The following is a 6,527-nucleotide window of genomic DNA, read 5'->3' as shown; positions in this document are numbered from 1 at the left end:
GCGTGGGGACCGCCATCTTCGGGAGCCGCGCAAGGAGGGCTGGATGAAGGGTTTGGGGTTCATCGGGGCCGGGAACATGGCGGAGGCGATGATCCGGGGGATCCTCGCAGCGAAACTGCTGCCGCCCGAAAAGCTGTTCGTGCTGGACATCCGTGCCGGGCGGACGGAGGAGCTTCGAAAGCGGTTCGGCGTCTCCGTTTCGCCCGGGCTCCAGGACCTGGTGCGAGGGAGCGAGACGATCGTGTTCGCCGTGAAGCCGCAGACGATCCCCGAGGTGCTCCGGAAGATGGCCGGTAACGCGGGCAGGGGAAAACTGTTCATTTCGATCGCGGCGGGGGTCAAGACCCGGGTTTTCCTGGATGCCCTCGGGAAGGGAAGCAGCGTGGTGCGCGCCATGCCGAACACTCCGGCGCAGGTGGGGATGGGAAGCACCGGCCTCTTTTTTGCAGCGGGCGTCAAGGAAGATCAGAAGGCGCGGACCCTCAAGATCTTCTCCTCTTTCGGTACCGTGGCCGAATTCTCGCGCGAGGAGATCCTGGACGTGGTGACGGCGCTGTCGGGCTCCGGCCCCGCCTATGCCTTCCTCTTCATCGAGGCGCTGGCCGACGGGGCGGTCCGCAGCGGGATGGGGCGGGAGGAGGCCAACCTCCTGGCGGCCTCTACCGTCGAAGGAGCCGCGAGGATGGTGCGGGAATCGGGAAGGCACCCGGGGCAGCTGAAGGACCTGGTCACCTCGCCCGGCGGCACGACGGCAGCGGGGATCGCGGCGCTGGAACGGGGGGCCTTTCGCGGGGCGGTGATGGACGCGGTGTTCGCCGCATGGCAGCGGTGCAGGGAACTTTCAACTTGAGGTGAAGGACAATGATCGTCATTCAGGATTTGCTGAGAGTCATCCTGGAGCCGCTCGGGATCATCCTCCACTACGTCCTGGGAGCCTACATCTGGGTGCTGATCATCCGGGCGTTGCTTTCCTGGGTGAGCCCCGATCCGTACAACCCCATCGTCCGGGGACTCTACTCGATCACGGAGCCGGTCCTGTCCTTCCTGCGCCGGAAGTTCCCGCTGATGGCGGGGAGCGTCGATTTCTCCCCCATGGTGGCCATCCTCATCATCTGGTTCCTTCAGATGGTCATCGACCGGCTGTTCCACTCGATTTCGGTCTGGCTTTCGTTCGTCGCCCGGTGACCGGGACGTCGGCCGCGTTCTCCGTCCGGGTGCTGCCCCGCTCCGCGAGGGAGGAAGTGGCGGGGATTGCAGGTGATGCCGTCCGGATCCGACTGAAGGCTCCGGCCGTCGAGAACCGGGCGAACGAGGCCCTCGTGCGGTTTCTCTCGCGGGCTCTCGGCGTCCCGTGCGGGCAGGTGGAGCTCCTTGCCGGCCAGCGCACGCGACACAAGGTCGTGCGCATCCACGGCATGTCAAGGGAGGAGATTTTCCGGCGTCTCGGTCTTGAGCAGCCTCCGGATCAGGCGGCCTCCTTGCGCTAATCCACGTTGTGCACCCAGCCGTACCGGTCCGGGATCTCTCCGTATTGAATGCCTGTGATCTCGTCGAACAGTTTACGTGACATCTCTCCCACCCGGCCTCCGTTGATGTTGAACTCCTTGCCGTTGTAGCTCAAGGTTCCCACGGGGGAGATGACCGCGGCGGTTCCTGTTCCGAAAATCTCGCGCAAGGACCCATCATGGAAGGTCTTTGTCACCTCCCCCATGTTGATGGACCTCTCGGACACTTTCCACCCCCAGTCGCGAGCGATCCGCAGGACGGAGTCCCGGGTGATGCCGGGCAGGATCGATCCGGAAAGCGGGGGGGTTACGAGTTCTTCTCCGATGACGAAGAAGATGTTCATCGTGCCGACCTCTTCGACCTGACCCAGCCGGCCGGCGTCCAACCACAGCACCTGGTCGTATCCCTTCTCTTTCGCCTTTTTCGCCGCCAGAAGACTCGCCGCGTAGTTGGCACTCGTCTTGGCTTCGCCCAGCCCGCCGTTCGCCGCGCGGACGTACCGCTGCTCCACCAGGATGCGCACCGGCTCGAACCCCCGGGCGTAATAGTTCCCGACGGGGCCGGTGATGATGAAGAACAGGTACTCCGCCGAAGGCCGTACGCCCAAGCCCGCCTCCGTGGCGATCATCGCGGGACGGACATAGAGCGACGTGCCTCGGGACGCGGGGATCCAGTCCCTGTCGGCACTCACGAGAGCGGAAACGGCCCGCAGTTGGTCCTCCGTTGGAATCCCGGGCATGCACAGGCGGCCGGCCGACCGGTTCAAACGATCGAAGTTCATGAGCGGGCGGAAGAGGCAGATCGTCCCGCCGTGGCCACGGTAGGCCTTCAGCCCCTCGAAGATTTCCTGGCCGTAATGCAGCACCATGGAGGCGGGGTCCAGGGCGATCGGTCCGTACGGCACTATGCTTGCGCCGTGCCACCCCTTATCCTGCGAGTACTCCATGCGGAACATGTGGTCGGAAAATATTTGCCCGAACCCCAGGGCCGAGTCATCCGACGGCCTCGGTTTTTTCTGCGCTGGCGTTACGAAGTGATTTGCGATTTCCATCGTGCTGCTCATCTCCCTGTCAAATAACCCGCTCACCCGACGCGACCACGGATATTGGATAAGGCAATATGAATGCCATAAGCACCTCGCAACGTCAATCGAGTCCCCTTTTCCCCCGATTGAAAAAATATCCCAAAGGATCATTCACATGCCAATGAACCTTTTGAACCTCGGTGAGCGTTTAAACTATATAGTTAAAATGCCCTTAACCTGGATATCAATGTATTGGAATATTCGATTCGGAATCCTGAGGGCAGGTGAGCGATGATCCGAACCGATATGCCGGACGGACCGATCCGGATCCTCGTCAGCTCCTGCCTGCTCGGCGAAAAGGTCCGGTACGACGGCGGCCACAAGCGCGATTCGTTTCTCGTGGAAACCCTGGGGCGGTTCGTCGAGTATGTCCCGGTCTGCCCCGAGGTGGAATGCGGGCTTCAGACTCCTCGGGAAGCGATGCGCCTTGCGGGGGATCCCGCCGATCCGCGCCTGGTCACCTCGAAAACAGGCCTGGATCACACCGGGAAAATGCAGGGCTGGATTCGCAGGAAATTGCAGGACCTCGAGGGTCTGGACCTGTGCGGCTATATTTGCAAGAAAGACTCGCCGAGCTCCGGGATGGAGCGCGTCAAGGTCTACGGCGAGACCGGAATTCCGGCGAAAGTCGGAGCCGGAATGTTCACGAAGGCCTTCATGGATCATTTCCCCTTGATCCCCGTGGAGGAGGAAGGCCGGCTCCAGGATCCTGTCTTGCGGGAAATGTTCGTCGAGCGCGTGTTTACCCTGCGGCGGCTTCGCGACCGGATCCGACAGGGCAAATCCCGAGGGAGTCTCGTGGAGTTCCACACCGACCACAAACTTCTCATCCTCACGCACGGGAGGACCAGGTACGCCGAGATGGGCAACTGGTGGCCCATGCGAAGGAACTCCCTCTCGAGGAGCTTTACAGGCGCTACCTGCACCTTCTCATGGAGGCGCTGCGGCTCCGGACCACTCCCGCCAAATGCGCCGACGTGCTCATGCACATGATGGGACACTTCCGGCAGTTCCTTACATCCGATGAAAAGCAGGAACTGCTTGAGGTGATCGGCCGGTACAGGAATCGCCTGATCCCGCTGGTCGTGCCCGTTACGCTGATCCTGCACCATGTCCGCAAATACGACGTGCCCTACCTGAAACGGCAGGTATTCCTCAACCCCCATCCTGTCGAGCTGATGCTCCGGAACCATGTATAACGAAGGGAGGAAACCCGTTCTCGTCACCGGAGCGACCGGCTACGTGGGAGCCCGGCTCGTCGCCCGCCTGCGGAGACGCGGTTTTCCCGTTCGCGCCGCCGGGCGAAGCCGGCAAAAACTTCTGACCCGCCCCTTTTCCCGGGACCCAGGCGTCGAACTGATCACCTGCGATGTTCTGGACCTTCCCATGCTCCGGGAAGCCTGCGCGGGTTGTTCAGCCGTCTACTACCTGGTCCACTCCATGGATCCCGGGCAGCAGGACTTCTCCCATGCCGACCGGGAAGGGGCGAAAAACATGGCCCGGGCCGCCGAACTCGAGGGCGTGGAGCGGATCATCTATCTGGGGGGACTGGGGGATCCCGGCGCGGGAATCAGCGAACACCTCCGGTCCCGCATCGAAGTGGGAGAGATCCTCGCGCGCGGTAAGGTCCCGGTGACCATTCTTCGGGCAGCAATGATCATCGGCGGGGGAAGCGGCTCGTACGAAATCTTGCATTATCTCGTCGACCGGCTTCCCGTAATGATCACGCCCCGGTGGGTCGGCACGGAATCCCAGCCGATTGCGATCCGGAACGTCCTCGACTACCTCGTCGGGGTCCTCGAAGTCCCTGCGACTGCGGGCGGGACCTTCGACATCGGGGGCCCGGAGGTGGTTTCCTACAGGCGTCTCATGGACCTCTACGCGGAGGAGGCCGGTCTCCGGAAGAGGTGGATCATCCCGGTCCCGGTGTTGACCCCCCGTTTGAGTTCCTACTGGATCGACCTGGTGACCCCCGCTCCTGCCTCCCTCGCCAGGCCATTGGCGGAAGGGTTGAGCAGCCGGCTCGTCTGCGGCGAAGACCGGATCCGGCGGCTCGTCCCGGTGGAGCTCCTGGATTGCCGCAGTGCCATCCGCGCTGCGATCCCCGGAAGACGACCCCTTTCATCGGAAACGGGCGGGGCCGAGGAAACCGGCGGGCGGGAGGAGGCGAAAATCCTTCCGGGGGACCCCGAGTGGGCCGGTAAAGCCCTGGCATGAAGCTGGACAGCATCCATACCCTGTGTCATCTCCCCGTTTCCGTTTCGGAGGCCTGGAATTTCTTCTCGGATCCCCGGAACCTCGAACGGATCACTCCGCCCTCCCTGGGAATCGAGATCACGTCCGACATTCCTTCGCGAATGCACCCCGGGATGCTCGTGACGTACACGATCCGGGTTTTTCCCGGCATCCCGGTCCGCTGGGTGACCGAAATCACACACGTCCTGGAACCCAGACTGTTCGTGGACGAGCAGCGTTTCGGCCCTTACCGGTTCTGGCATCATCAGCACCACTTCCGCGAGGTTGAAGGAGGAACCGCGGTGGAAGACCTCGTCCATTACGCCCTCCCCTTCGGCCCGGCGGGAAGAATTTTCGGCGGGGAGTTCGTTCGACGGCAACTTGACGGGATCTTCTCCTTCCGGAGGCGATTCCTCGAAGAGACGTTCGGGAGGCTGACCGTCCCTCGCGACGATACGAAGGGAAGATCATGACCTCCTCGCGGGATCGGAAGGTCGCGATCGTCTGGTTCCGCAGGGACCTGAGACTCGCGGACAACCAGGCCCTCCGGATGGCCCTGAGCCGGGGAGGGCAAAGCTGGTTCCTGGAAACGTTGACGGACGCGGACCTTGCGAACAACACGTTCGGGTGGCATTGGACGGCGGGATGCGGGGCGGACGCGGCCCCTTTTTTCCGAATCTTCAATCCCGTAATCCAAGGTAAAAAGTTTGATCCCGAAGGGACCTACGTGCGCCGCTGGGTGCCGGAACTGGCAAGGTTGCCGTCCCGCTGGATCCACCGGCCCTGGGATGCGCCGTCGGAAGCGCTACGGACCGCGGGAGTTCGAATCGGAAAAACCTGGCCCCGATCGTGGATCACGCCTCGGCCAGGACCAGGAGGAATTGCCAGGAGTATTTCTTCAACATGCCTTCGTCCCCGACGCCGGAATGGCACGGCGCATGGGGAAATTCAACCATGGTCGGTTTTCCGCAAGGGATCCTGCACCGTGGTTACAACTTCGGGGACATGATTGCGATTACAAAGATTTTTAATGCTGAATCGCGTTCCAATCATGCGAAAGATTAACCGGTTAAATTACATTCAGAATCGCCATCCCATTGAAGCCGTTCCTACCAGCCCGTCCAAGTGGGATCCGAAGAAGCCAGCGGCGATGGGCTCAAGGGTCTTGTCGGTCTTCGCCCAGAAGTACTTCCCCTCGACGCCTATAAACCATTCCTTGGTGATGTTGAAGTTCGCGCCGGCCAAGACGTGGAATCCGAAGGCATTCTTTAGATCGTCGCCGGACTCCTTCGTGACGACGGTCCCGAGAAGAGGAACCACCGTGGTGGTGGTTGCTACGGAATTCACCTTTGCGAAGTAGAGGCCGATCCCGGGGCCCGCGAACAGCTCGAGCCTTCCGATGGGCAGAATCCCCTTGATCGTATACAGAATATCGATCACCTTGAGTGAATCCTCCAGCAATTCGGTCGCGGTTGCGCCGGGGATCGGCGAGGTGACTGAAAACGATCTTCTCCCGTTGCTTTTGAAATAACCGACCCCGATCTCGGACGCGAAATTTTTATGGAAGTATCTGCCGTAATAAAATTCACCATTGAATCCCTTGTCGAAATAATCGAGGTCGTCGTGTTGCGGCGAATACGCTCCCAGCTTGAGCAGGAGGTAGTTTTTCGGGTCGCTATCTGTCGCGCCGGAATAACCGACG

6 protein-coding genes and 3 pseudogenes (1 of these 9 running past the window's edge) are annotated in these 6,527 nt (G+C 61.5%); 7 read left to right on the top strand and 2 right to left on the bottom strand.

Going from position 1 to position 6,527, the window contains the following annotated elements:
• From A2Z13_02770 to A2Z13_02755, 4 genes and pseudogenes are all read left to right on the top strand, one after another.
• Positions 1-47: pseudogene (locus A2Z13_02770) on the top strand (YggS family pyridoxal phosphate enzyme); it begins 661 nt to the left of the window's first position.
• Entirely contained in the window at positions 44-850 is an 807-nt protein-coding gene (locus A2Z13_02765) for a pyrroline-5-carboxylate reductase (protein ID OGP78796.1), read from the top strand. The pseudogene A2Z13_02770 and the gene A2Z13_02765 overlap by 4 nt, the downstream one beginning before the upstream one ends.
• A gap of 11 nt (positions 851-861) precedes the next feature.
• A complete protein-coding gene (locus tag A2Z13_02760; protein OGP78795.1) occupies positions 862-1,185 on the top strand; it encodes a hypothetical protein in 324 nt (107 codons plus the stop codon).
• Positions 1,182-1,487: a YggU family protein gene (locus A2Z13_02755; protein ID OGP78794.1), complete on the top strand. Its 306-nt coding sequence runs from the start codon at positions 1,182-1,184 to the stop codon at positions 1,485-1,487. The genes A2Z13_02760 and A2Z13_02755 overlap by 4 nt, the downstream gene beginning before the upstream one ends.
• Here A2Z13_02755 and A2Z13_02750 read toward each other — a convergent pair.
• On the bottom strand, positions 1,484-2,569 hold the full coding sequence (locus tag A2Z13_02750) for a branched chain amino acid aminotransferase (protein ID OGP78793.1): 1,086 nt from the start codon (positions 2,567-2,569) through the stop codon (positions 1,484-1,486). The genes A2Z13_02755 and A2Z13_02750 overlap by 4 nt on opposite strands.
• Positions 2,570-2,836: 267 nt before the next feature.
• Between A2Z13_02750 and A2Z13_02745 the strand changes: the two are divergent.
• The 3 genes and pseudogenes from A2Z13_02745 to A2Z13_02735 all read left to right on the top strand — a co-directional run bounded on the left by A2Z13_02745 (position 2,837) and on the right by A2Z13_02735 (position 5,298).
• Positions 2,837-3,789: pseudogene (locus tag A2Z13_02745) on the top strand (hypothetical protein).
• A gap of 43 nt (positions 3,790-3,832) precedes the next feature.
• Positions 3,833-4,807: a hypothetical protein gene (locus A2Z13_02740; protein OGP78792.1), complete on the top strand. Its 975-nt coding sequence runs from the start codon at positions 3,833-3,835 to the stop codon at positions 4,805-4,807.
• Positions 4,804-5,298: a hypothetical protein gene (locus A2Z13_02735; protein OGP78791.1), complete on the top strand. Its 495-nt coding sequence runs from the start codon at positions 4,804-4,806 to the stop codon at positions 5,296-5,298. Before A2Z13_02740 ends, A2Z13_02735 begins: the two co-directional genes overlap by 4 nt.
• Before the next feature lie 607 nt (positions 5,299-5,905).
• Here A2Z13_02735 and A2Z13_02730 read toward each other — a convergent pair.
• Positions 5,906-6,527, bottom strand: a pseudogene (locus tag A2Z13_02730) (hypothetical protein).

The organism is Deltaproteobacteria bacterium RBG_16_64_85 (assembly GCA_001798885.1).
Lineage (GTDB): Bacteria > Desulfobacterota > Deferrimicrobia > Deferrimicrobiales > Deferrimicrobiaceae > FEB-35.
The sequence above is the reverse complement of the archived record's forward strand: the minus strand, read 5'-3'. Positions and strand labels throughout refer to the sequence as shown.

Excerpts from the sequence above, each read along its gene's own strand:
- A2Z13_02765 (OGP78796.1), top strand. The coding sequence starts at position 44 with ATGAAGGGTTTGGGGTTCATCGGGGCCGGGAACATGGCGGAGGCGATG.
- A2Z13_02760 (OGP78795.1), top strand. The coding sequence starts at position 862 with ATGATCGTCATTCAGGATTTGCTGAGAGTCATCCTGGAGCCGCTCGGG.
- A2Z13_02750 (OGP78793.1), bottom strand. The coding sequence starts at position 2,569 with ATGAGCAGCACGATGGAAATCGCAAATCACTTCGTAACGCCAGCGCAG.
- A2Z13_02735 (OGP78791.1), top strand. The coding sequence starts at position 4,804 with ATGAAGCTGGACAGCATCCATACCCTGTGTCATCTCCCCGTTTCCGTT.